We start from the raw sequence: 20,951 nt of genomic DNA, 5'->3' as shown, positions 1-20,951 counted from the left end.
CCATGAATAGGGCGTCCGCTCCAATCACACCGACATTGGCCCGGTCTGCGGTCGCGCCTTCGATCCGCGTGCTTCTCGTGGATGATTCCGGTGTGAGCCGCGCGTTGATGGCGCAGTGGCTTCACGACGATCCCGCCATCCGTGTGGTTGCCACCGCAGCCAACGGCGCCGCTGCCATCGCGGCGGCAAAGGCGCATCCGGTCGATGTGATCGTGCTCGATGTCGAAATGCCCGGGATGGACGGGATTGCGGCGCTGCCGCAGCTCGTGGAAGCCGCGCCTGGCGCGCGCATCCTGATGGCCTCTACGCTGACGACCCGCGGTGCGCGCGTGACGTTTGAGGCACTGAACCTTGGCGCGACCGACGCGATCGCGAAGCCGCGCAGCGGATGGGCGACCGCGGCCGGACCCGAATTTCGCGAAGAGTTCGTGCGCAAGGTGCGGGCGCTCGGCGAGATCGAAAGGCTGAAGGTCGCACCGCGCAGCGTGCCCGCCACAGCGCCGCCGCCCTACACACGGGCGGAACCTTCGCGCGAGGTGCCGCAGGTGGTTGCCATCGGTGCATCGACGGGCGGTCCCAATGCCCTGTTCGAGTTGATCGAGCAGCTGCCGAAGCCCGTGCGCGTGCCCATCATCGTGACGCAGCACATGCCGCCGATGTTCACGGCGATCCTTGCCGAGCACATGGCGCGGCGTGGCGGCGTGCAGGCGTTCGAGGCGGCGGACCGGATGCCCGTGCGGCCCGGTGCCGTCTACGTGGCGCCGGGCGGGCGGCACATGGAGGTGGTTCGCGCGGGCGGTGTCGTGCGGCTGCGCCTGACGGATGCAGCGCCCGAGAACTTCTGCCGCCCCTCGGTCAATCCGATGCTGCGTACGGCCGCCGCCGTGTGGGGTGCCGCGACGCTCGGCGTGATGCTGACCGGCATGGGGTCTGACGGCCTCGACGGCGCGCGCGCGGTGGTTGCGGCCGGCGGTACGATGCTCGCGCAGGATCAGGCGAGTTCGATCGTCTGGGGAATGCCGGGCGCTGTGGTGAAGGCCGGGCTGGCGGCCGAAATGCTGCCTGTAAGCGGGCTCGCCTCGGCGATTGGCTGCCTGCTGGAGGCAGGGCGATGACGGCGCCCGACGCCGGATTCGACTGTCTATCGTCACTGCTTCGCGCCCGTGCAGGCATCGAGCTGGCACGGACCAAGGTCTACCTCGTGGAATCGCGGCTGGGTCCGCTGGCGCGCGCGCACGGCTTCGTGACCGTTTCCGACTTTCTGACGCACCTGGCTCGCACTGGGATCGGGGAGGCACTGGCCACCGACCTCGTCGAGGCGATGCTCAACAACGAGACTTTCTTTTTCCGCGATATTCAGCCCTTCGACATGCTGAAGGAGCGCATCCTGCCGCAGCTGCGCGCCGCGCGGGCGGCTTCGCGCCGTATCCGCATCTGGAGCGCGGCGGCATCGACGGGGCAGGAACCCTATTCGTTGGCGATGCTGTTCGCCGAGGATCGCGAAACATGGGAGGGGTGGACGATCGATATCGTCGGCACCGATATCTCCCGCCGCGCGATCGCGCGGGCGCGGAGCGGGCTGTATTCACAGTTCGAGGTGCAGCGGGGCCTCAGCATTCACCGCCTGATGGCGCATTTCGAAAAGAGTGGCGAACATTGGGCGGTGAGCCCGGAAATCCGCGCCAAGGTGCGCTTCCAGACGCTCAACCTGCTCGGCCCCTGGGCGCTCGGCGCGCCGTTCGATATCATCTTGTGCCGCAACGTGCTCATGTACCTCGCGCACGCCTGCAAGCAGGACGTTCTCACGCGCATCCACCGGCAGCTGAGCCCCGACGGCCGGCTTGTGCTGGGTGCGGCCGAAACCGTCCTCGGCGTGAGCGACGCCTTCGTGCCGGATTGGCAGAACCGGGGGCTGTATCAGCCTGCGGGCCTCCAGCCGCCCGCTTTCGCACGCGCGGTCTGATCGCGGTTCCATCCGACGCCGACAGCGTCTAGACAGCGGCGCATGTCGATCTGGGGCAAGATTCTTGGCACCGCTGTCGGTCTCGCCATCGGTGGCCCGCTGGGCGCGCTCGCGGGGCTCGCGGCCGGGCACGCGATCGACGTGGGCGCGGCGCGGCTGGGGCGCGGCGAGCGCGCCCAGGTCGCCTTCACGATCGCCGCGATTGCGCTTTCCGCCAAGATGGCGCGCGCGGACGGCTATGCCTCGGCGGACGAGTTCGCGGTGTTCGAGCGGCTGTTCCAGGTGGAAGCGGCGGAGCGCACGAATGCCGAACGCTTCTACAACCTCGCCAAGCGATCGACCGAGGGCTTCGAAAGCTATGCGCGGCAGGTGCGGAGTATCATCGGCACCGGATCGCCGGTGCTCGAAGACCTGGTCGAGGCGCTGCTGATGATCGCGGTGGCGGACGGGGTGACGCGCGAGGAGCTTGAATATGTCGACCGCGTGCGCCGCGAGTTCGGCATCACCGACGCGGATTTCGCGCGGATCAAGACGCGCTATGTGGCGCCGGACCCGGATGACCCCTATGTCGTGCTCGGCATTGCGCCCGGCGCGGACCGGGATACGGTACGCAGTGCCTACCTCGCGCTCGTGAAGCGGCACCACCCCGACCGGCATTACGCGGAAGGGACGCCCGCCGAGTTCATCCGGGTCGCCGACCTGCGCATGGCGGAGATCAATGCGGCGTACCGGACGATCATGTCGTCATGAAGCCCGCGCACCTCGCCTTCATCCTGTTCATCGACCTGCTCTGGGCGATGAATGTCGTCGCCGTGAAGGAGATCATCGACGCGCTCGGCCCGATGACCGGCGTGTTCCTGCGCTACGTGATCGTGCTGCTGGTGACGCTGCCGTGGCTTCGCATCGTGAAGGGGCGGATGCGCGACATCGTGATCGCGGGCGTTGTTTCCGGCGCGATCTTCATGGGGCTGGGCGGCCTCAGCTTTTCGCTCACCGAGAACGTCGCGGCGCTTTCGATCGCTGGTCAGCTCGGCGTGCCGTTCAGCCTGATCCTTGCGGTGATCTTCCTCGGCGAGACGATCCGCTGGATCCGCATCGCGGGCACGGCGGCTTCGTTTATCGGCATCGTCATCATGGGCTTCGACCCCGCCATCTGGGACGAGCGGCTGGGTGTGGGCCTGACGATCCTTTCCACCTTCATGTGGGCGGTCGGCTCGCTGTTGTTCCGCCGCCTGCAGGGCGTCAATCCGATGACGATCCACGCCTGGCTCGCGCTCGTGAGCGTTCCGCTGCTGCTTGCCGCGGCGCTCTGGTTCGAACCCGGCGGCATGGCCCGTGTCGCGGCTGCGGACGCGCATGTGTGGGGCTGGCTTCTCTATGCAGCGATCGGTTCGTCGATCGTCGGCCATGTGGGGATGAGCTGGTTGCTGCAGCGCTATCCCGTCACGGTGATGGCGCCGCTCACCTTGCCGACGCCGCTGATTGCGGCGATCATCGCGATCATGGTGTATGATACGCCGATCAGCTTCGAATTCGTGATGGGTGCGCTCGTCACCTTCATGGGCGTCGCCGTGGTGACATGGCGGAGCGCGACGCAGAAGACGGACGAGGGGTTGGTCAAAGAATGGGCGCGCGAGGTGAAGCGATGATCGATTGCCCTTCGCCCAACCACGACGCGCGGACGCTGCCGGTTTCGATGGTGGTGCTGCACTACACGGGGATGCAGTCCGCGACGGCGGCCCTGCAGCGCCTGACCGACGCGGAGGCCAAGGTTTCGGCGCACTACATGATCGCCGAGGACGGCAATGTGCTGCGCCTTGTGGATGAGGAGCGGCGTGCGTGGCACGCGGGCAAATCGTTCTGGCGCGGGATCAGTGACGTGAATTCCGCGAGCATCGGCATCGAGATCGTCAACCCCGGCCACGAATTCGGCTACCGGCCGTTCCCCGAGGCGCAGATGGACGCGCTGATCCCGCTGCTCGCCGAAATCGTGAAGCGGCACGGCATCCGGCCCGGCAACGTCATCGGCCACAGCGATATCGCACCTGCGCGCAAAATCGATCCGGGCGAGCTTTTCGACTGGCCGCGCCTCGCGCGGCTTGGGCTGGCGGCAGCGGTGCCGGACGCGATCGCCGACCCGCACTGGACAGACGCGGGCATGGTGCTCGCGCTCGAGCGCTACGGTTACGACGTGAGCGACGGACCGGCGGCGATTGTTGCGTTCCAGCGGCGGTTCCGGCCTTCCAATATCGACGGCGTGGTGGACGGCGAGACGCGCGCGATCCTGCTCGGTCTCTTGCTCACGACGCCTCAGGATGAGCTGCGGCTCGCCTGAGCTGCCACCTTTTCGGCGCTGAGCGGCAGCGGCGCTGCTGGGGGCTTGCAGCCTTTCGAAGCGCCATAACCTTTGAGGAAACTGCGCCGCGCGACGCCCGTGACGATTGCTGCCTTGTAGCGCCGCTGGTTCTCCGCACTGCCGGATATCTCGCGCACGATGCCGCGGAAGGGCAGGATCAGATTGGAAAGGAAATTGCCCGAAAGGCGCAGAACGGTGTCCGCACGCTTCTTGCCCCGGTCCTCGGCGATCTCGACATCGAGATCGGGGCCGAGAACCGCATCAAGCTTTTCGACCGCCACGCGGACCTCGGCGCATTTGCGGATGCCCTTCAGCGAATAGGGATCGTCCAGGATATCGAGCAGATCCTGGGGAATCTCGTCCTTCTTCAGGTTGACGTCCTCAACGGGCTGCGTCGCCGCGTCGAGCGCACGGCTCGTGGTGGGCTTGTCTTTCTCGCCCGGCGCGGTTTGTGCGGCGGCGGGCAGCGTGAGAAGCGGCAGGAGAAGCAAAGCAGGCACAGCGAAACGACGCATGAGCGGTTTCCTCGAACATACGCCCCCTTGGCGTGACCTTGTCTCCTAAACCGGCGTCCGCGCCAAGCATGGACTTCGCCCGCATTTGATCATAGGCGGCTTCGAGGATGCTGTGTTGCGATTTTGCGACAAGGACGGATGGGTTGGAAACGGAGCACAAGGCACAGGTTACGGCGCTCCTCGTTGCCGGGAGGCGGCCGGGCACGGACCCGCTTGCCGCACATTTTGGCGTGGAGGACAAGGCGCTGATCGCGGTCGCCGGGGAGCCGATGCTCTCCCGCGTGGCGCGCGTTCTCGCGGATCACCCGGGCGTCGCGCATACCGTTGTGCTGGCGCAGGAGCCAGAACGGCTGCTCGCGCACCCCGGAACGGTGTGGATGGCGGCGGATGCGCGGATCAGCACACTTTCAGGCGGAAATTCGGTGAGTGCGGCGGTGGCCGCCGCGCTTGAAGCGCACCCCGAGGGCTGGCCGTTCCTCGTGACGACAGCGGACAATGTGCTGCTCGATGCCGAGACGCTGACCGGTTTCGTCGCCGGTGCGCAGGCGGGCAGCACCGACGTGGCGGTAGGCCTGGTGCCGCAAGAGGTGTTTACGCGCGCCTATCCCGACGCGCGGCGCACATGGCTCAAGTTCCGGGGCGGCGCTTATTCCGGCGCGAACCTCTTCTTCCTCGCGCGGCCCGCGGCGCTTTCCGCCGTCCGGTTCTGGCAGCGCGTGGAAAGCGAGCGGAAGAAGGTACGCGCCATCGCGGGTGCATTCGGACCTGTGCTGCTTCTCGGCTATCTGCTGCGCGCGCTGCGCGTGGAGGGCGCGCTGGCAAAGGCGGGCGCGCGGCTTGGCGTGACGGCGGCGCCGGTGCTGCTCGAAAGGCCGGAAGCGTGCATTGATGTCGACAAGGTGGAAGACCACGCGATCGCGAGTGCGATCCTTGCCGCGCGTGGCTGAGGTGGCATTCCACATCCTGCCACATTTCCGGTCTAGGCGCGAAAAATGACCAAACGCGCCATCATCCTGAGTGCAGGGCAGGGCTCGCGCCTGCTGCCGCTGACCGCCGACCGGCCCAAGTGCCTGATCGAGTTTTCGGGACGCACGCTGCTCGATTGGCAGCTCGACATGCTGATCGCGGGCGGCATCGACGACATAACCATCGTGGTCGGCTTCAACGCAGACATGGTGGACGCCGCCATTGCGCGCCGTAGTGACCAGGGCGTTTCCGTGCGGACGCTGTTCAACCCCTTTTATCAGGTCGCGGACAATCTCGGCTCGGTGTGGCTGACGCGCGAACTGATGGACCAGCCGTTCGTGATCCTGAACGGCGATACGCTCGTCTCGCGCGAAATCGTGGAACGCGTGCTCGCGGCGCCCGACGCGCCGATCCGCATCACGGTTGACGTGAAGGACGAATACGACCTCGACGACATGAAGGTCCGCCGCGAGGGCGAGCGGCTGCTTGACATCGGCAAGCGGCTGACGGCGGAGGAAAGCAACGCTGAATCGATCGGCTTCCTGCGGTTCAATACCGAGGGCGCGGCGCGTTTCCGCGCCGAGGTGGAGCGGATGATGCATTCGCCCGAAGGCACGCGCAGTTGGTATCTGCGCGCGATCCACCACATCGCGGCAGACCCGAAATCGACGGTGCTCGTTACTTCGATCGAGGGGCTCGAATGGGGAGAGGTGGATTTCCCCGAGGACGTTTCCGTCGGGCAGAAACTGACCGCCGGCTGGCGCGGAGCGTCCTAGACACCCGGTAGATGCTGCGCGGCGACGCCCCATCCGGCGAGATCGCGGCTGCCGGCGCGTTTCAGGAGTTTTTTCGCGTCCTTCACGGTGAAGGCGCCAGCCTTTTCGATGCCGTCGAGCTCTTTCCATGAGATCGGCGCAGCCACGGGCGCTCCGGGCCTTGCACGCGCGCTGTAGGGCATGATCGCGGTGGAGCCGCGCTGGTTGCGCAGCCAATCGATGAAGATACGTCCCTTGCGTTTCGCCTTCGACATCGTGGCCGTGAAGCGGTCGGGTTCCAGTTCGGCGAGCGCGCGCGCGAAGCGTTCAGCGAAATCCTTCACTGCGTTCCAGTCCGCGCCGGGCGTGAGCGGCACGACGACATGGATGCCATTGCCACCGGTGAGCATCGGGAAGCTCGCGAGGCCGATTTCGGCGAGATGCCCGCGCAGATCTTGCGCAGCGGTTTTCACCACGTCGAATCCGATCGCCTCGTCGGGGTCGAGATCGAAAACCATCCGGTCAGGCCGCTCGACATCTTCGACGCGGGCGCCCCAGCCGTGGAACTCGATCGTGCCCATCTGGACGCAGGCGAGAATGCCCTGCGTGTCTTTGATATAGAGATAATCGTCCGGCTTGCCGCTCTTCTCGACGATGGGAATGTGGTGCACGGCCGGCCCGAAACTACCGCTGTCGTGCTTCTGGAAAAAACACTGACGCGCCCGGCCCTGCGGACAACGGACGAGGCTTGCCGGACGGTGCGCCAGCCACGGCAGCATGATGGCACCGACGTGCCGATAATAATCGGCAAGCTCGCCCTTGGTGATCTTCGCTTCGGGGAAAATCACGCGGTCGGGATGCGTGATTGTTATGCCTTCATCCCCATTGCCATCGTCGACCGGGGCCGGGGTTTCGGGCACAACATCGTCTGGCATCTTGTCCTCCCGCAATCCGATGAAACTTGCATGGCGCAGACGATCATCGGAGGTGAATTCGGCAAAGGCAATTTCGGCGATGAGTTTCGGCGTCACCCAGTTCGCGCCGCGGGCCTCTGCGCGCGGAACCTCGACCGGCGGCGTCTTGCGTGCAAGGGGACGCAGCTTGCCTTCGAGCATGGCGAGCGTATCAGCATCGAATCCCGTGCCCACCTTGCCTGCATAGGCGAGTCCGTCTGCACGGTTCTGCGCCAGCAGCAGCGATGCGAACGGCCGCGCTTTCGCGCTGCTCGTCGTCCAGCCGACAATCACGAATTCCTGGCGGCGGGTGCATTTTACCTTCAGCCAGTTTTTCGTGCGTCTCCCCACGTAGCGCGCATCGACGCGTTTGCAGATGATACCTTCCTGCCCGGCGTCGCACATCGCTTCGTAGAGCTTTTCTCCAGCACCCACGACATGATCGGCGCAACGAATGGGCCCGTCTGCGGGCAGCAGCCCGGCGAGTTTCTGTTTGCGTGCGATATTGGGAAGGGGCGCGAGGTCTTCGCCGTCCAGCTCGAGCAGATCAAAGCCGAACAGCACGAAGCCGTCGCTGCCCTCCGTCAGCGCCTTCTGCAACGCGCTGAAGCTCGGATTGCCGTCTCGGTCCATCACCACGATCTCGCCGTCGATCAGGCACGGCGGCAGGTCGAGCGTCGCCGCACCTTCAACAAGCGGCGCGAACCGATCCGACCAATCAAGCCCCCCGCGCGTGTAGATGCGCGCCTTGTCGCCGTTTGCGGCGAGCAGGCAGCGATAGCCGTCGAACTTGATCTCGTGCATCCACTCTGTGCCCGTGGGCACGTGATCAACGAGAGTCGCGAGCTGCGGGGAGCGAAAGGCCGGCAGGCGGCCGGGCTTTGTACTCTTGCTCTTGCGCTTCGCGCGCACGGTGGCGCTCCGCGCCTCGGTCATGGCGCGGGTGAAGGCCTTGCCACGCTTGACTTTCAGCGAGACCGCAGGCGCGCCCGCAGCGATCTGCGCCATCGACCGTCCCGTCTCGGCGCTGGTCAACACCGTTTCGACAAGCTCGTCCGACCCGCCCGCGTGGGCATCGTCGATCTTCCGAAGTAGCCAGTTCTCCCGCTTTTCCCCCACGCGCGGTTTCATGCGCACGAGCAGCCATTCGCCCTTCATGCGCTTGCCGTGGAGGGTGAAGTGGAGATGGCCGTCCTTGAGCGTATGGCGGGGGTCCTTCCCCGGAACGGGCTCCCACGTGCCTTCGTCCCACAGCATCACCGTGCCGCCGCCGTATTCACCTTTCGGGATGTTGCCTTCGAAGCCGCCGTAGCTGAGCGGGTGGTCTTCGGTGCGCACCGCAAGGCGCTTGTCGTCGGGGTTAAGGCTGGGGCCGCGCGTGACGGCCCAGCTCTTGAGAACGCCGTCAAGTTCGAGGCGGAAGTCGTAGTGCAGGCGGGTCGCGGCGTGCTTCTGTACGACGAAACTGTTGCCCGTCGCGCGCGCCGGCGTTCCGGCCGGCTCGGGTGTCTTCTTGAAATCGCGCCGGGCGTTGTAGTCTTTGAGCGGGTCCGCGCGGCGTGCCATCGTCAGGCCCGCTTGCGCGCTGGAGACTTGGTGGCGGGGCCTTTCTTCGGCTTGCTCGCGGTCTTGCGACTCTGGGGCTTGGCCTTTCGCGCCGGCGTATCGACCGACTTGCGCAGCGCAGCCATCAGGTCGATCACATTGCCGCCACGCGGCCGCTCTTCATCCGCATCCTCGATGATCTTGCGGCCCCGCGAGCGCCGCTTCTTCTCGATCAGGCCTTCCAGCGCCTCGATGTAGCGATCTTCGAAGACCTTGGCGTCGAACGGCGCCGTTTTCTTGTCGATCAGCGTTTCAGCGAGTTCGAGCAGTTCGCTATCGGGCTTGATGTCGTCTATGTCGCGGAAATAGGACGCGGCGCGGTTCACCTCGTCGGCATAGCGTAGCGTCTCCAGCATCAGTCCGCGCCCGCAGGGGCGGAGGCATACCGCGTACTCCCGGCCGCGCATCGCGATCTGGCCAAGCCCGACCTTGCGCGTGCGGCGCAGTGCCTCGCGAAGGACCACAAACGCCTCTTCGGCGAGATCGTCCGCCGGAACGACGAAATAGGGCTTTTCGTAATAGAGGAGGTCGATCTCGGTGACGTCGACGAACTGCGTGAGCTCGAGCGTCTTGCGGCTTTCGAGCTTCACGGCGTCAATCTCGTCCTGCTGCAGCAGAACATATTCGCCCTTGCCGATCTCATAGCCCTTGAGAATGTCCTCCGCCTTCACCGGGCCGATGCCGGGCACGACCTTTTCGTAGCGTATGGGCTTGCCCGACGGCTCGTGGATCTGGCGGAAGCTGATCTGGGCGCCGCTTTTGACGGCCGTGTAAATCTCAACGGGGATCGAAACGAGCGCCAGGCGGATCTGTCCGCGCCAATAGGGACGTGCGGCCATTCCATGCCTCCTGTGTTTCAACCGTTTGCATAACTTGCAGGCGAGGCAGGCGGTTCCTCCGCGCACGTCGTTTCATCGCATTCGGGGAAACCAAGACCGGACGGAGCCGTTGGAAGAAGAGTGACTCAAGACCCCGGAAGGATCAGGCAATGGCATCACGAGAACGCTATGGCAGCGACTATGAACCCCACACCGATGGGCAGGGCGGCAGGCCTGCTCGATTTTCTGATCACGCGCGGGATTCCGAAGATCATGAAGACGAACGCCGACACCCCGGCGCGTCCGGACCCTCGATGACCGACACCTATGAACGTGATGATCGGACCCGGAGAGACGAGCCACGCCATCACCGGAGCGATGATCGCGACGACGCGCGCGGCGACGGTGACTACCGTGGACGCGGGCGCGCCGGCTGGGGCGGCCACGACCCCCGCTCCAGTTATCAGGGCGCGGATCGCGGCGAAGATTATGGCCGGGCCGGTTATCGTCAGGAGAGTGGCGAGGGGCGTGATAGCGGAGGGTAAGCTGCATACGACCGCGAATATGCCCGCTGGCGCCAAAACCAAATGACACGGTTTGATCAGAATTATCAGGACTATCTTGCCGAGCGACAGGAGCGCTTCAATTCCGATTTCGACGCGTGGCGCAGCGAGCGGCAATCGACGACAGCGACGGACACCGGCAATCCCATGATGTCTTCCACCCAAAAGGCGGTGGAGGGGAATAGCGACAAGACGAAGACCCGCAACTGAATGGCGCGCTCAGTGTCCATTGCGAAGGTCGTTCTGCGTGGGAGCCACGACGCATCGTGCGCCGCTCGGCTCCCTCGCCGTTCTCAACTTCAGCCGTAGCTGATGATTTCATATTCGATTCCGTCAGGATCGAAAAAATAGAAGCGGCGGCCGGGTTCGTAGTCGTCGTGATTGAATGGCACCAGCCCGGCGGCGAACACGCGCTCTTCCGTCGCATCGAGGTCGTCGACCTCGACGCCGATGTGGTTGAGCGGCCGGCCCTTTGCAAAATCCTCTTCCGTGTAGGCGGCGTTCGCGCCGGTGTAGAGCGCGATGTAATGCGTGTCCGAACCGACGTGGATCGATCGGCCACCGTCGCGTGCGGGCCCCTGCCAGCGGATCTTCCAGTCGAACAGCGCTTGCATCAGGCGGGCGGTACGCTCGGGATCCGTGACGGTAACGTTGACGTGCTCAATTCTTGGAAAACTCATGATTTTCTCCATGGTCTGCGCGCCCGGTGGCGCCAGTCCTTGCGAGTCGTACAACCTCAAGTTAACTTGAGGTCAAGCTTGATTTTCGAAGGCCGGCAGCATGGCGCAAACGACACTCACCATCGGCGAACTCGCCCGGCGCACGGGGCTCAGCGTTTCGGCGATCCGCTTCTACGAGGAACGTGGGCTCGTGAGCCCCATTCGCACCGGCGGCAATCAGCGCCGCTTCCTGCGTTCCGACATACGGCGGCTTTCGTTCGCGTTGATCGCGCAGCGGCTGGGGCTGACGCTGACAGAGATCGAAGCGGAACTCGCGACGCTGCCCGATGGGCGCGTGCCGACGCAGGCGGACTGGACGCGGATCAGCCGCAGGATGCGCAAGGCGCTCGACGCTCGGATCGCGCTTCTTCAGCGCACGCGGGATCTTCTCGACGGCTGCATCGGGTGCGGGTGCCTCTCGCTGCAACGCTGCGCGCTCTACAACCCCGGCGACTGCGTGGCACGGGCGGGGGCAGGGCCAAGATTCCTGATGGGCGATAACGCCGCGGATTTCGCGGACTGATCCCGGCCTTGAACCAAAATCGCGGGACGACGTTGAGAGGCTTGCGGCGGGGGCGTGCAGCAGGAGAGACCCAATGCCCCGGGGTGACGAGAGCAGCTACACCGACAAGCAGAAACGCAAGGCCGAGCACATCGAAGAGGGCTACGAGGATCGGGGCGTCAGCCACGAGGAAGCCCAACGGCGTGCCTGGGCGACGGTGAACAAGGAATCGGGCGGCGGCAACAAATCCGGCTCCGGGCGCGGCAACAGCTAAGGTTTCTACCTCTCCTCTCAATAATAGAACTTGAATTTAAGTTAAATTGATGTGAGCCCGTCGTCGTCATTACGGAGCAACGACGATGGGCATGGCTGAGGCGATCGAGGAATTGCGGGCGCGCCGCGCGCGGGCGCTGACGATGGGCGGGGAGGGCAAGATCCGCCGGCAGCGGGATCGCGGCAAGGGCACGGCACGCGAGCGGATCGCGATGCTGCTCGATGCCGAGAGCTTCCTCGAATACGGCCAGCTTGCCTCGCACGCGAGCCCGATCGGCTACGCGCAAACCGTGGACGAGGTAACGCCCGCAGACGGGGTGATCATCGGGACGGGGACGATCGACGGGCGGCCGGTGTGCGTTGCGGCCGAGGATTTTACCGTGCACGGCGGCACTTACGGCCTGCACCATGGGCGGAAGAAGCATCGCATCGCTGACATCGCACTGCGCGAGCGGATGCCCATCATCTGGCTGCAGGACGGCGCGGGCGCGCGTGCGCAGGAGATGATCGGGGAGGGGCTGCCCGAGGCCTCACACCTCATCACGCTTGCGCGGCTTTCCGGAATCGCGCCGCAGGTCGCGATCGTGATGGGGCCGAGCGCGGGGGATTCCGCGCTGCTCAGCAGCCTTGCCGAATTCATCATCATGGTGGAGGGCACCGCGATGCTTGCCGCCGCGGGGCCGCCGGTGGTGAAGTCCGCGACCGGGCAGAGCGTGTCGCCCGAGGAGCTTGGCGGCGTGGGGGTGCATTGCCGGATTTCGGGGGTCGCAGACAATGCGGCGGCGACAGAGGACGCCGCGATCGCGATGGCGCAGCGCTTCCTCTCCTATTTCCCGCGCAACGCCTATGAGTATCCGCAGCGGCTGGCCTGTGACGATCCCGCCGACCGGATGGACGAGCGTCTGCTGAGCCTCATCCCGGAAAATCCGCGGCTGCCCTATGATGTGAAGGACCTGATCCACAGCATCGTCGACCGGGACAGCTTCTTCGAGATCAAGCCGGACTTCGCGCGCATGATCGTGACCGGACTTGCGCGCCTTGGCGGCCATTCGGTGGGGATCATCGCGAACCAGCCGATGGTTTCGGCGGGCGCGATTACCGCGCAGGCGGCGAACAAGGCGCGGCACTTCGTGGACCTGTGCTCGGCCTATCACATCCCGATCATCTTCCTGCAGGACGTGCCCGGCGTGATGCCGGGGCCGAAGGCGGAGCAGGAGGGGACGCTGCGCGCGGGGCTTGCGCTCAGCTATGCGATTTCGTGGTCGGCGGTGCCGCGCATCACGCTCGTCATCCGCAAGGCGTTCGGGTTCGGGGCGATCGCAATGGGCGGTGCGGAAGCACAGCAGGCGATGATCCTTGCCTGGCCGACGGCGGATTTCGGCTCACTGCCGCCGGGCGGATCGGTGCTCGCGGCGCATTCGAAGGAGATCGAGGCGGCGGACGACCCGCAGGCGCTGATCCGCGACCTGACGGCGAACTACGCGCGCTGCGCGGGGCCGTTCCATGCCGCATCGAAGCTCAACATCGACGACGTGATCGACCCGCGCGAGACGCGCCCGCGCCTGATCCGGGTGCTGGACCAGACGCTGGCACGGCGGACGGCACCCGCACAGCCCGCGATGCGGCACGGGGTCATGCCGTGACGGTTTGCATCCTCTGAATGAACACATCGACGCCGTCGCGCAGCGGATCGGCGACGGGGAGTCCGAGCCGGTCCGAAGTGCGAGCGGCCCAGTTCTGGCGTTCTGCGCCGCGCATCTTTGAGCTGTTGATGCTTATTCCGGCGCAGGCGATGGCCGGATTCGTCAGCCTTCCGAGCTGCGTATAGAGCGCGATCGCCTCGGCAAGGTCGGGCATTGGAATGTGCGGGTAGCCGTAAATCGTTGTGCGTGTCGGATCGTGACAGAGCACGAAGAGATCGGGCTGCGCACCGTGCAGGAGCCCGAGCGTGACGCCGGCGAAGGCGGGGTGATAGAGCGAGCCCTGACCTTCGATGATGTCCCAGTGATCGGGTGCGTTCGCAGGGCTCAGCCATTCGACCGCGCCTGCGATGAAGTCGGCGACGACGGCATCGATGGCGACGCCGTTTCCGGCGATCATGATACCGGTCTGTCCTGTCGCCCGGAAATCCGCATTGCCGCCGATGGCCTGCCACCGCTTCGCAATGGCAAGCGCGGTATATTTCTTGCCGAGTGCGCAGTCTGTGCCCACCGTGAGCAGCCGCTTGCCGGTGCGGGGAAGGCCGGTGCCCGTGCTGAAGCTGACCGTGGGATGGCGGATATCGAACAGCGTGCGGCCAAGGCGCTGCGCGGTCGAGGCCAGTTCCGGGATGTCTGCGAGCCGCTGATGGAGGCCGGCGACGATGTCGAGCCCAGCTTCCAGCGCGGCAACAAGCTCTGGCAGCCAGTGTGCAGGGATTGCGCCGCCGACCGGCGCAATGCCGAGTAGCAACGCGCGCGCGCCGCGCGACGCCGCAGCAGCGGGTGTGAGCCGTTCGAGCCCCAGAGTGACCGTGGCTTCCGGCATGGCATATTCGCCGATCACCGCGTCTGGCGCCCAGTCGCGCAGGCCGAATGCAGTCTTGGCATAGGTCTCGCTCCGGGCGTCACCCAGAAAGAGGAGATAGGGTGACGGCAGGTCTACCATGGGCTGTCCGGTGTCCTTCAGCGGTTGGCTTGTTGATCTTTTGGAAACGATGTTCCTTATTCGACAATAATCAACTTGAATTCAATTTCAAAATGGAGAATGATCCTGATCGTACCGACGGTGCCTGCAACAGGCGCACGGCGGAGCTTGGCGACGGGGAAATGGGCCGAATCGGCGCATGGGACAAAAAGGGGAAACAAGATGCATGTTTTGAAGCGCACGCTTTTGTGTTCGGCGGTTTGCGTGGGCAGCGCCGGCATCGCCGCATCCGCGACGGCCCAGACGGCTGAACTGGAAGAGATCATCGTGACCGCCCAGAAGCGCGCGGAATCGATCCAGGACGTGCCGATTTCAATTTCGGCGCTCTCCGCCGAAGCCATCAAGGATCGGGGCATCGGCCGTATCGAGGATTTCGCGACCGCACTGCCCAGCGTCTACATCGACATGCGCGAGCTGCGCGGCACGTCGATCTCGATTCGCGGCATCGTTTCAGACACAAACAATCCGGGCGTCGATCAGGGTGTCGGCGTTTACGTGGACGGCGTCTACATGGGCCGCCCGACGACCATCAACAACAGCCTTTACGACCTGGAACGCATCGAGGTGCTGCGCGGACCGCAGGGCACGCTGTACGGCAAGAACACGATCGCAGGCGCGATCAACTTCATCACACGGAAGCCGGGCGACGAGCTTCGCGGCGACATTAGCGCCAGCTACGGAAACTATGACGCGATCCGGGCGAGCGCATCGATCAGCGGGCCGGTGGTTCCGGGCAAGTTCTATGTCGGCATTTCGGGCGGCATCGACCGTCGCGACGGGCTGGTGAAGAACCTGCTGACCGGCACCGATCTCGACGACGTCGATTCGCTTTCGGGCCGTCTGACCGCAGTTTATAGCGAGAACGACGACTTCGAACTCGTCGTGCGCGTCGACGCCTCTCGCGACCGGACAAATTCCGGTGCCATCGACATCCTCGACAACGGCGCTCTCGCCGGCACGCCGCTTGCGGACCCAGACGGCTGGGACCGCAAGGTCGTTCAAAATCGAGACACAGTGCAGAACCGCGACACGTTTGGCGCATCGGGCGAGATCAACTGGTCGCTGGGCGGCGGCAAGCTGACGAGCATCACCGCTTACCGCGACTTCAAGTGGTACAATCTCGCGGACAACGATTACACGGCGCTCGACCTGCTGGCTTCGGGCATCAGCGAAGATCAGAACCAGTTCAGCCAGGAACTGCGCTTTGCTTCGGGCGATAGCGGCCCGTTGACCTATGTGTTTGGCGTCTATTACTTTCACCAGCGGCTTGAGACGAATTCCGCCGCGGTGATCGGTGCGGACCTCGGCATCTATCCCGAGGCCGTGACTGGGAACATCCTTGCGACCGTGAAGTCCGAAAGCATCGCCGGGTTCGGCCAGGCGGTCTATCATGTGACGGATCAGTTCAGCGTTACCGCCGGGCTGCGCTACACGTGGGAGAAGAAGGACGTCATCCACAGCCAGATTGGCGACCCGTTCGGATTGTTGCTCGCAACGATGCCCGAACGCCGCTTTGGCCGATCGGAGGATGATTTCTCGCCGTCGCTCAGCCTCAATTACAAGTGGAACGACAAGGTTCTGACATACGCAACCGTCAGCCGGGGCTTCAAATCGGGCGGTTACAACGTATTTTCGGTGACGCTCACGGATGATGCCGAGTATGAGCCGGAATTCGTGACGAGCTACGAGATCGGCCTGAAATCCGACCTTCTCGACAATCACCTTCGCTTCAACGCATCGGCCTATTACCTGCGCTACAAGGATCTGCAGGTGAACCAGCTTGAGCTGGTGGGTGGCCTGCCGCAGTTCCAGACATCGAACGCGGCGCGTGCGCGCAGCAAGGGTGTCGAACTCGAGCTGACTGCGCGTCCCGTGAACGGCTTCGATCTCACCGTGAACTACAGCTACCTCGACGCGAAGTTCCGCGACTATGCGAACGCTACCCCGGGTGGCGACGACTTCACCGGCAACACGATGGTGAAGGCGCCCAAGCACAACATCAGCGTCGGTGCGCAATATGAAGCGTCACTCAGCGACACGCTCTCGCTGACGCTGCGCGGTGATCTGACGCATCGCAGCCGGATCTTTTTCGGACCGGACAATGTCTATTCGGAGGGCGATGTTACGCTCCTCAATGGCCGGATCGGGATCGGCAGCGAACAGGGCTGGTCGCTGTTCCTGTGGGGACGCAACCTCACCAACAAGGACTACGCGCTCTACCGCAACGATGGCGTGATTATCGGTGGGCAGGTTGTGCAGTCTCTTTCCACGCCGCGCACCTACGGGGTCGAGGCGCGCTTCAAGTTCTGAAATCGTTAGGCCCCCCTCTCTCCTTCAGGAGAGAGGGGAGACGTTCCGGAAGCGTTTCGGAACAGGCGCAAAAAAGAGAGGCCGGGGAATTGCTTCCCCGGCCTTTCCCTTTTGTTCTGCGAGATTACTTCGCGTCGACCTGTTGGGCACTGAATGTGCCGCCGTAGTACTGCATCGTCAGCGTGGCGGGTTTGCCGCGCTTGCCCGGTTTGAAGACGACGTTGTGTTCGTCGTCGACAACGGAGACGAAGCGCCCCGCGCCCTGATAGAGCAGCGGAAGCGCTGGGCCGCCCGACTTGGTTCCGCCGAAATTCAGGTAAAGCTGGCCATCCTTGAAGGAGAAGCCGTGCACCTCTGGCCCGAAGCGGTAGGGCGCGAAATAATAGTCGCCCGAAACGTTCGCGGCGAGATCCGCTGGAACCGGCAATGATTTGACGACCGGCTGCGGTACGCCGAGCATCTCTCGCGCGATTTTCTGTTCGACGCTGAGCGGCGGGAATGCACCGCCCTGGTTGTTGGTGGTGATGACGATGACGAGATCATCATCCGGGTAGTAAGCGTAATTTGCCGAGAACCCATAGATGTCTCCGGCATGTGCGATCTTGCGGTGACCCTCGAAGCGCGTCTCGCCCAGACAGCCGAGCGTATACATGATCTCGGTTCCGTCGGCGAGCTTGTCATGCTTTAGAATCACATCGCGGACGGCCTGGCTCGTCTTGTCGGAAGCGAACACGCCGCGCCGATATTTCAGAAGGTCACCCACGGTCGACATGATCGCGCCGGCCGAGAACGGAACGGTGGGATCGTACTGCAGTGCATTCTGCCAGCCGTTCTTGCCCTTCTTGTATCCGTGCGCGCGGTTCGGGATGAGGCGTGTCCAGTCTGAATAGAGTGATTTGGACATGCCGAAGGGTTCGAGGATGTGCGTACGGACATATTCATCGTACGTCACGCCCGATACTTTTTCGATGATGAGACCGACGAGATATGTGCCGGAGTTCGAATAGCTCCAGGCTGTTCCCGGCTTGAACATCAGCGGCTTGCTCGCGAAGTAGCCGACCATTTCCTTGCGCGTGAATTCCTTGCGCGCATTGTACGGGAACTCCGGCAGATCCGTGTAGTTGACAAGGCCGCCGGTGTGATTGAGCAGGTTGCGAACCTTTACGCTGCGCGCGGGTTCGGGCAGATCGGGAAGATAATGGCCGGCGGTTTCCTCGATTGAAACCTTGCCATCAACGACAAGCTGAGCGAGCGCCAGGCCGGTGAAGGACTTGGTGATCGATCCGATCGGGAAAACGGTGTCGACGGTGACCGGAACGTCCTGCTCCAGATCGGCCTTGCCGAAGCCCTTCGCATAGACGACTTCGCCCTTGCGCTCGATTGCAATGGCGAGCCCGGGGAAGGGGGCGGCTTCCATGCGGTTCGCGATGATCGCGTCGATGCGGGCCACGGTTTCCGGCGAGAGCGCCTCCGCCTTCACTTCCGAATGCATCGCATCGGTGCCGAGCAGTGCGACACTGACGAGAAGCGGGAGCACGCCCTTGCGCCAGCCTTGGGCGCTTGGGGCCTTCGATGAACGGTTGAGTTCGCGCATAACACCTTGTTTCACTCAGATGGTCCTTTCATGTTGGTGCCACCATCGTCGAGCCGCCGCGGTCCCGTCGCGGCGCCCCTCCGGTGATGGCACGATTTGCGGGCGTGATCCTAGAAGTTGAATCGCGCCTCCACGCCGAACGTGCGCGGCGCGCCGAGCACGATGAGCTGCTGCCCCACAAGCGCCTGGTTCGAGAGATCGAACAGGCGGGTCTTGTAGGTCTTGTCGGTGAGATTCTTGCCCCAGAGCGCGATCGACCAGCGGTCTTCCCCGCCGGCGAGCGTGATGCGGCCGTTGAGGAGACCTACCGTGCCGACGCGGGCCGCAGGATCCTTGATCGGCAGCAGGTCCGTGCCGCGCTCGTAGAGGTAATCGCCACGCAGGGTGAGTGCCAAGTCACCGAGTGGGACTGTGTATTGTGCGTTGAGGCCGAACCGGGTTTCCGGCGCGCGCGGCAGATCGGCGAGCGGGATTTCAGGACTGCCGGGCGCCGTGGGCACCGTGCCTTCGTCATATTCCGCATCGGTGAGCGCGAGATTGAAGCCCAGTTCAAGCGCCGGGATCGGCACGGCTGTGACTTCGAGCTCGACACCGCGTGAGTGCGCCTTGCCCGCGTTGCTGGTGCGCGGATCGAAGGGGAGGGTGTTCGGATCGTCGGCCGAAATCTGGATGTCCGTCCATTCCATCGCGAAGGCGGCGACGTTCACGCGCAGGCGGTTTTCGAGAAGGCTCATCTTCGCACCGATCTCGTAGTTCCAGATGTATTCGGGATCGTAGCTGATGCCGTTCGCGTCGCCGAGCGCGTCGTTGAAACCGCCGCTCTTGAAGCCGCGGCTGACGGTCGCATAGGCCATCGCCGACGGGTTGAAGTGATAGCGGATGTTGAAGCTGGGCGTGAAGGCTTTCCACGTATCCTTGCCGGCGAGGCCATCGACCTGACCGCCGAGGAGCGCGAGCGGATCGAACTGCGAATAGAGGATCGACTTCTTTTCGTAGGTGTAGCGGCCGCCGAGCGTCGCTTCGAGCTGATCGGTGATCTTGTAGGAGATGTTCGCGTAAGCCGCGTAGCTATCGAGCTTCATGTCCGCGTCGGATCCGATGTCCATCGCCGGCACCTCGAGCAGATCGGCGAGATCCTGACCGAGGCGAACGAAGCTGAGGTTGCGGCTCGTCTGGTGGAAATAATAGAGGCCCGCAATCCAGCTGAACGCCGTGTCACCCTTCGAAGCGAGGCGCAGTTCCTGGCTGAAACGCCAGACGTCTTCCGGGTCCCCGTCGTAGAGCCAGCGCAACGGAGACATGTCCGTGTCGCCGATGTTGTCGTACTCGTGCTCGCGGTACGAGGTGATGCTGGTGAAATCGACGTCGCCGAAATCGATGTTCGCGTTGAACGAAACGGCCCACGCCTTCAGCGTTTCCTTCGTCGCGAGGTCCGAATAGACACGGCGGTCGAAAGGGTCGGTGTTGAGCGGAAGCTCGAACAGTTCGAGCAGCTGCGGGAGCAGTTGGTCGGGGTTGTAGGCCAGGGTTTCGAAATACTTGGATCGCTGGTCCACCTTCCGATATTCGCCGGTAAGCACGAACTCGGCATTCTCGGTAGGCCGCATCAGCAGCTGGCCGCGCAGGCTCCATGTGTGTGAATCGTCGCCGCGCGTTCCGTCGATCTCGTTACGAGTGAAGCCGTCGCGGTCCTCGTATTGCCCCGAAATGCGGGCGAGCAGCTTATCCTCGATGATGGGTCCGCTCACGGCGCCGCGGAGCGTGACGGCGTTATAATCACCGTAGCCGCCCATCACATAGGCCTCGAATTCGTCGGTCGGTTTCTGCGTGGTGATGCTGATCACGCCGCCCACGGTGTTGCGGCCGAAGAGTGTGCCCTGCGGACCGCGCAGAACCTCGACGCGCTCGACATCCACCATGTCGATATTGGCGCCGACACCGCCGCCCATGAACACCTCGTCGACATAGACGCCGACGGCAGGGTCTTGCCCCGCCGAGCCCGAGCTTGCGGAAATGCCGCGCAGCGCGATCGGAGAGAGTTTGAGGTCCGAATAGTTGCCAAAGCCGAGGCTCGGCGTGTTCTGTGCGAGATCGCCGAGCCCGTCGATTCCGCGCGCGGTGAGGCCGGCTTCGGAATAGGCGGTGATGGCGATCGGCACGTCCTGCACGCTTTCCGTGCGCTTCTGGGCGGTGACGGTGATGATTTCGATGCCGTAGGTGTCTTCCTGCGCCAGCGCGGGCACGGGCGCGAGCAGCGCGAGCACCGCGGCCGATTGCATCAGTTGGCGTACGGGCAGGCTACGCACAGGATCAACCGATTTCGACATTCCATTCCCCCTTTTCAGATCGATCGATAGAATATGAATTCATGTTC

The 20,951-nt window shown here is 64.1% G+C and carries 20 protein-coding genes and 1 pseudogene; 12 read left to right on the top strand and 9 right to left on the bottom strand.

The window, feature by feature from the left end:
* Positions 1 to 2 precede the first annotated feature (2 nt).
* The 5 genes from cheB to AAC014_RS04945 are packed head-to-tail and all read left to right on the top strand — an operon-like array spanning position 3 to position 4,298.
* A complete protein-coding gene (gene cheB, locus AAC014_RS04965; protein WP_339704885.1) occupies positions 3 to 1,115 on the top strand; it encodes a chemotaxis-specific protein-glutamate methyltransferase CheB in 1,113 nt (370 codons plus the stop codon).
* Positions 1,112 to 1,963, top strand: coding sequence for a protein-glutamate O-methyltransferase CheR (locus AAC014_RS04960; protein WP_339704882.1), 852 nt, complete (start codon positions 1,112 to 1,114; stop codon positions 1,961 to 1,963). Before cheB ends, AAC014_RS04960 begins: the two co-directional genes overlap by 4 nt.
* A gap of 42 nt (positions 1,964 to 2,005) precedes the next feature.
* On the top strand, positions 2,006 to 2,713 hold the full coding sequence (locus tag AAC014_RS04955) for a DnaJ family molecular chaperone (protein WP_339704879.1): 708 nt from the start codon (positions 2,006 to 2,008) through the stop codon (positions 2,711 to 2,713).
* A complete protein-coding gene (locus AAC014_RS04950) occupies positions 2,710 to 3,612 on the top strand; it encodes a DMT family transporter (protein ID WP_339704876.1) in 903 nt (300 codons plus the stop codon). The genes AAC014_RS04955 and AAC014_RS04950 overlap by 4 nt, the downstream gene beginning before the upstream one ends.
* The gene (locus tag AAC014_RS04945) at positions 3,588 to 4,298 is read left to right on the top strand and encodes an N-acetylmuramoyl-L-alanine amidase (RefSeq protein ID WP_339704873.1); all 711 of its coding nucleotides are present in this window, start codon (positions 3,588 to 3,590) and stop codon (positions 4,296 to 4,298) included. The genes AAC014_RS04950 and AAC014_RS04945 overlap by 25 nt, the downstream gene beginning before the upstream one ends.
* Here AAC014_RS04945 and AAC014_RS04940 read toward each other — a convergent pair.
* Positions 4,274 to 4,834 carry a hypothetical protein gene (locus tag AAC014_RS04940; protein ID WP_339704870.1) on the bottom strand — a complete coding sequence of 187 codons (561 nt, stop codon included), beginning with the start codon at positions 4,832 to 4,834 and terminating at the stop codon, positions 4,274 to 4,276. The two genes, AAC014_RS04945 and AAC014_RS04940, sit on opposite strands and share 25 nt — an antisense overlap.
* Positions 4,835 to 4,977: 143 nt before the next feature.
* On the opposite strand from AAC014_RS04940, the gene AAC014_RS04935 reads away from it, so the two are divergent.
* Positions 4,978 to 5,781, top strand: coding sequence for an NTP transferase domain-containing protein (locus AAC014_RS04935; protein WP_339704867.1), 804 nt, complete (start codon positions 4,978 to 4,980; stop codon positions 5,779 to 5,781).
* Between the two features lie 45 nt (positions 5,782 to 5,826).
* Positions 5,827 to 6,576 carry a phosphocholine cytidylyltransferase family protein gene (locus AAC014_RS04930; RefSeq protein ID WP_339704864.1) on the top strand — a complete coding sequence of 250 codons (750 nt, stop codon included), beginning with the start codon at positions 5,827 to 5,829 and terminating at the stop codon, positions 6,574 to 6,576.
* On the opposite strand, the gene ligD is transcribed toward AAC014_RS04930, so the two are convergent.
* From ligD to AAC014_RS04915, 3 genes are all read right to left on the bottom strand, one after another.
* The gene (gene ligD, locus AAC014_RS04925) at positions 6,573 to 9,074 is read right to left on the bottom strand and encodes a DNA ligase D (RefSeq protein ID WP_339704861.1); all 2,502 of its coding nucleotides are present in this window, start codon (positions 9,072 to 9,074) and stop codon (positions 6,573 to 6,575) included. The genes AAC014_RS04930 and ligD overlap by 4 nt on opposite strands.
* A gap of 2 nt (positions 9,075 to 9,076) precedes the next feature.
* Complete coding sequence (locus tag AAC014_RS04920; RefSeq protein WP_339704858.1) at positions 9,077 to 9,952, bottom strand: Ku protein; 876 nt, start codon at positions 9,950 to 9,952, stop codon at positions 9,077 to 9,079.
* A gap of 155 nt (positions 9,953 to 10,107) precedes the next feature.
* On the bottom strand, positions 10,108 to 10,377 hold the full coding sequence (locus tag AAC014_RS04915; protein ID WP_339704855.1) for a hypothetical protein: 270 nt from the start codon (positions 10,375 to 10,377) through the stop codon (positions 10,108 to 10,110).
* Between the two features lie 141 nt (positions 10,378 to 10,518).
* On the opposite strand from AAC014_RS04915, the gene AAC014_RS04910 reads away from it, so the two are divergent.
* Positions 10,519 to 10,704, top strand: coding sequence for a hypothetical protein (locus tag AAC014_RS04910; protein ID WP_339704852.1), 186 nt, complete (start codon positions 10,519 to 10,521; stop codon positions 10,702 to 10,704).
* Between the two features lie 89 nt (positions 10,705 to 10,793).
* Here AAC014_RS04910 and AAC014_RS04905 read toward each other — a convergent pair whose 3' ends face one another.
* Entirely contained in the window at positions 10,794 to 11,174 is a 381-nt protein-coding gene (locus AAC014_RS04905) for a VOC family protein (protein ID WP_339704849.1), read from the bottom strand.
* 100 nt (positions 11,175 to 11,274) lie between these two features.
* Between AAC014_RS04905 and soxR the strand changes: the two genes are divergently transcribed.
* The 3 genes and pseudogenes from soxR to AAC014_RS04890 all read left to right on the top strand — a co-directional run bounded on the left by soxR (position 11,275) and on the right by AAC014_RS04890 (position 13,631).
* Positions 11,275 to 11,736 (top strand): redox-sensitive transcriptional activator SoxR, encoded by a 462-nt coding sequence (gene soxR / locus AAC014_RS04900; RefSeq protein ID WP_339704846.1) that lies wholly within the window; start codon positions 11,275 to 11,277, stop codon positions 11,734 to 11,736.
* Between the two features lie 73 nt (positions 11,737 to 11,809).
* A pseudogene (locus AAC014_RS04895) lies at positions 11,810 to 11,980 on the top strand (plasmid stabilization protein); the annotation flags it as partial.
* A gap of 94 nt (positions 11,981 to 12,074) precedes the next feature.
* Positions 12,075 to 13,631 (top strand): carboxyl transferase domain-containing protein, encoded by a 1,557-nt coding sequence (locus tag AAC014_RS04890; RefSeq protein WP_339704843.1) that lies wholly within the window; start codon positions 12,075 to 12,077, stop codon positions 13,629 to 13,631.
* On the opposite strand, the gene AAC014_RS04885 is transcribed toward AAC014_RS04890, so the two are convergent.
* Positions 13,621 to 14,634, bottom strand: coding sequence for a DUF1611 domain-containing protein (locus AAC014_RS04885; RefSeq protein ID WP_339704840.1), 1,014 nt, complete (start codon positions 14,632 to 14,634; stop codon positions 13,621 to 13,623). The genes AAC014_RS04890 and AAC014_RS04885 overlap by 11 nt on opposite strands.
* A gap of 56 nt (positions 14,635 to 14,690) precedes the next feature.
* Entirely contained in the window at positions 14,691 to 14,939 is a 249-nt protein-coding gene (locus tag AAC014_RS04880) for a hypothetical protein (protein ID WP_339704837.1), read from the bottom strand.
* A 1-nt stretch (position 14,940) separates the two neighbouring features.
* On the opposite strand from AAC014_RS04880, the gene AAC014_RS04875 reads away from it, so the two are divergent.
* Positions 14,941 to 16,983 carry a TonB-dependent receptor gene (locus tag AAC014_RS04875; protein WP_339704834.1) on the top strand — a complete coding sequence of 681 codons (2,043 nt, stop codon included), beginning with the start codon at positions 14,941 to 14,943 and terminating at the stop codon, positions 16,981 to 16,983.
* 124 nt (positions 16,984 to 17,107) lie between these two features.
* Here AAC014_RS04875 and AAC014_RS04870 read toward each other — a convergent pair whose 3' ends face one another.
* Both AAC014_RS04870 and AAC014_RS04865 read right to left on the bottom strand, forming a co-directional pair.
* The gene (locus AAC014_RS04870; protein WP_339704831.1) at positions 17,108 to 18,592 is read right to left on the bottom strand and encodes a serine hydrolase domain-containing protein; all 1,485 of its coding nucleotides are present in this window, start codon (positions 18,590 to 18,592) and stop codon (positions 17,108 to 17,110) included.
* A gap of 95 nt (positions 18,593 to 18,687) precedes the next feature.
* Positions 18,688 to 20,904: a TonB-dependent receptor gene (locus tag AAC014_RS04865; protein ID WP_339704829.1), complete on the bottom strand. Its 2,217-nt coding sequence runs from the start codon at positions 20,902 to 20,904 to the stop codon at positions 18,688 to 18,690.
* Between the last annotated feature and the right edge of the window lie 47 nt (positions 20,905 to 20,951).

Origin of the sequence: uncultured Sphingosinicella sp. (assembly GCF_963974575.1) — a bacterium.
Lineage (GTDB): Bacteria > Pseudomonadota > Alphaproteobacteria > Sphingomonadales > Sphingomonadaceae > Sphingosinicella.
This window is presented reverse-complemented; position numbering and strand designations above follow the sequence as displayed.

Bases quoted from the DNA above. Each gene is read 5' to 3' on its own strand.
- cheB (WP_339704885.1), top strand. From the start codon at position 3: ATGAATAGGGCGTCCGCTCCAATCACACCGACATTGGCCCGGTCTGCG.
- AAC014_RS04960 (WP_339704882.1), top strand. From the start codon at position 1,112: ATGACGGCGCCCGACGCCGGATTCGACTGTCTATCGTCACTGCTTCGC.
- AAC014_RS04955 (WP_339704879.1), top strand. From the start codon at position 2,006: ATGTCGATCTGGGGCAAGATTCTTGGCACCGCTGTCGGTCTCGCCATC.
- AAC014_RS04950 (WP_339704876.1), top strand. From the start codon at position 2,710: ATGAAGCCCGCGCACCTCGCCTTCATCCTGTTCATCGACCTGCTCTGG.
- AAC014_RS04945 (WP_339704873.1), top strand. From the start codon at position 3,588: ATGGGCGCGCGAGGTGAAGCGATGATCGATTGCCCTTCGCCCAACCAC.
- AAC014_RS04940 (WP_339704870.1), bottom strand. From the start codon at position 4,834: ATGCGTCGTTTCGCTGTGCCTGCTTTGCTTCTCCTGCCGCTTCTCACG.
- AAC014_RS04930 (WP_339704864.1), top strand. From the start codon at position 5,827: ATGACCAAACGCGCCATCATCCTGAGTGCAGGGCAGGGCTCGCGCCTG.
- ligD (WP_339704861.1), bottom strand. From the start codon at position 9,074: ATGGCACGCCGCGCGGACCCGCTCAAAGACTACAACGCCCGGCGCGAT.
- AAC014_RS04920 (WP_339704858.1), bottom strand. From the start codon at position 9,952: ATGGCCGCACGTCCCTATTGGCGCGGACAGATCCGCCTGGCGCTCGTT.
- AAC014_RS04910 (WP_339704852.1), top strand. From the start codon at position 10,519: ATGACACGGTTTGATCAGAATTATCAGGACTATCTTGCCGAGCGACAG.
- AAC014_RS04905 (WP_339704849.1), bottom strand. From the start codon at position 11,174: ATGAGTTTTCCAAGAATTGAGCACGTCAACGTTACCGTCACGGATCCC.
- soxR (WP_339704846.1), top strand. From the start codon at position 11,275: ATGGCGCAAACGACACTCACCATCGGCGAACTCGCCCGGCGCACGGGG.
- AAC014_RS04890 (WP_339704843.1), top strand. From the start codon at position 12,075: ATGGGCATGGCTGAGGCGATCGAGGAATTGCGGGCGCGCCGCGCGCGG.
- AAC014_RS04885 (WP_339704840.1), bottom strand. From the start codon at position 14,634: ATGGTAGACCTGCCGTCACCCTATCTCCTCTTTCTGGGTGACGCCCGG.
- AAC014_RS04880 (WP_339704837.1), bottom strand. From the start codon at position 14,939: ATGATCTCTTCCAGTTCAGCCGTCTGGGCCGTCGCGGATGCGGCGATG.
- AAC014_RS04865 (WP_339704829.1), bottom strand. From the start codon at position 20,904: ATGTCGAAATCGGTTGATCCTGTGCGTAGCCTGCCCGTACGCCAACTG.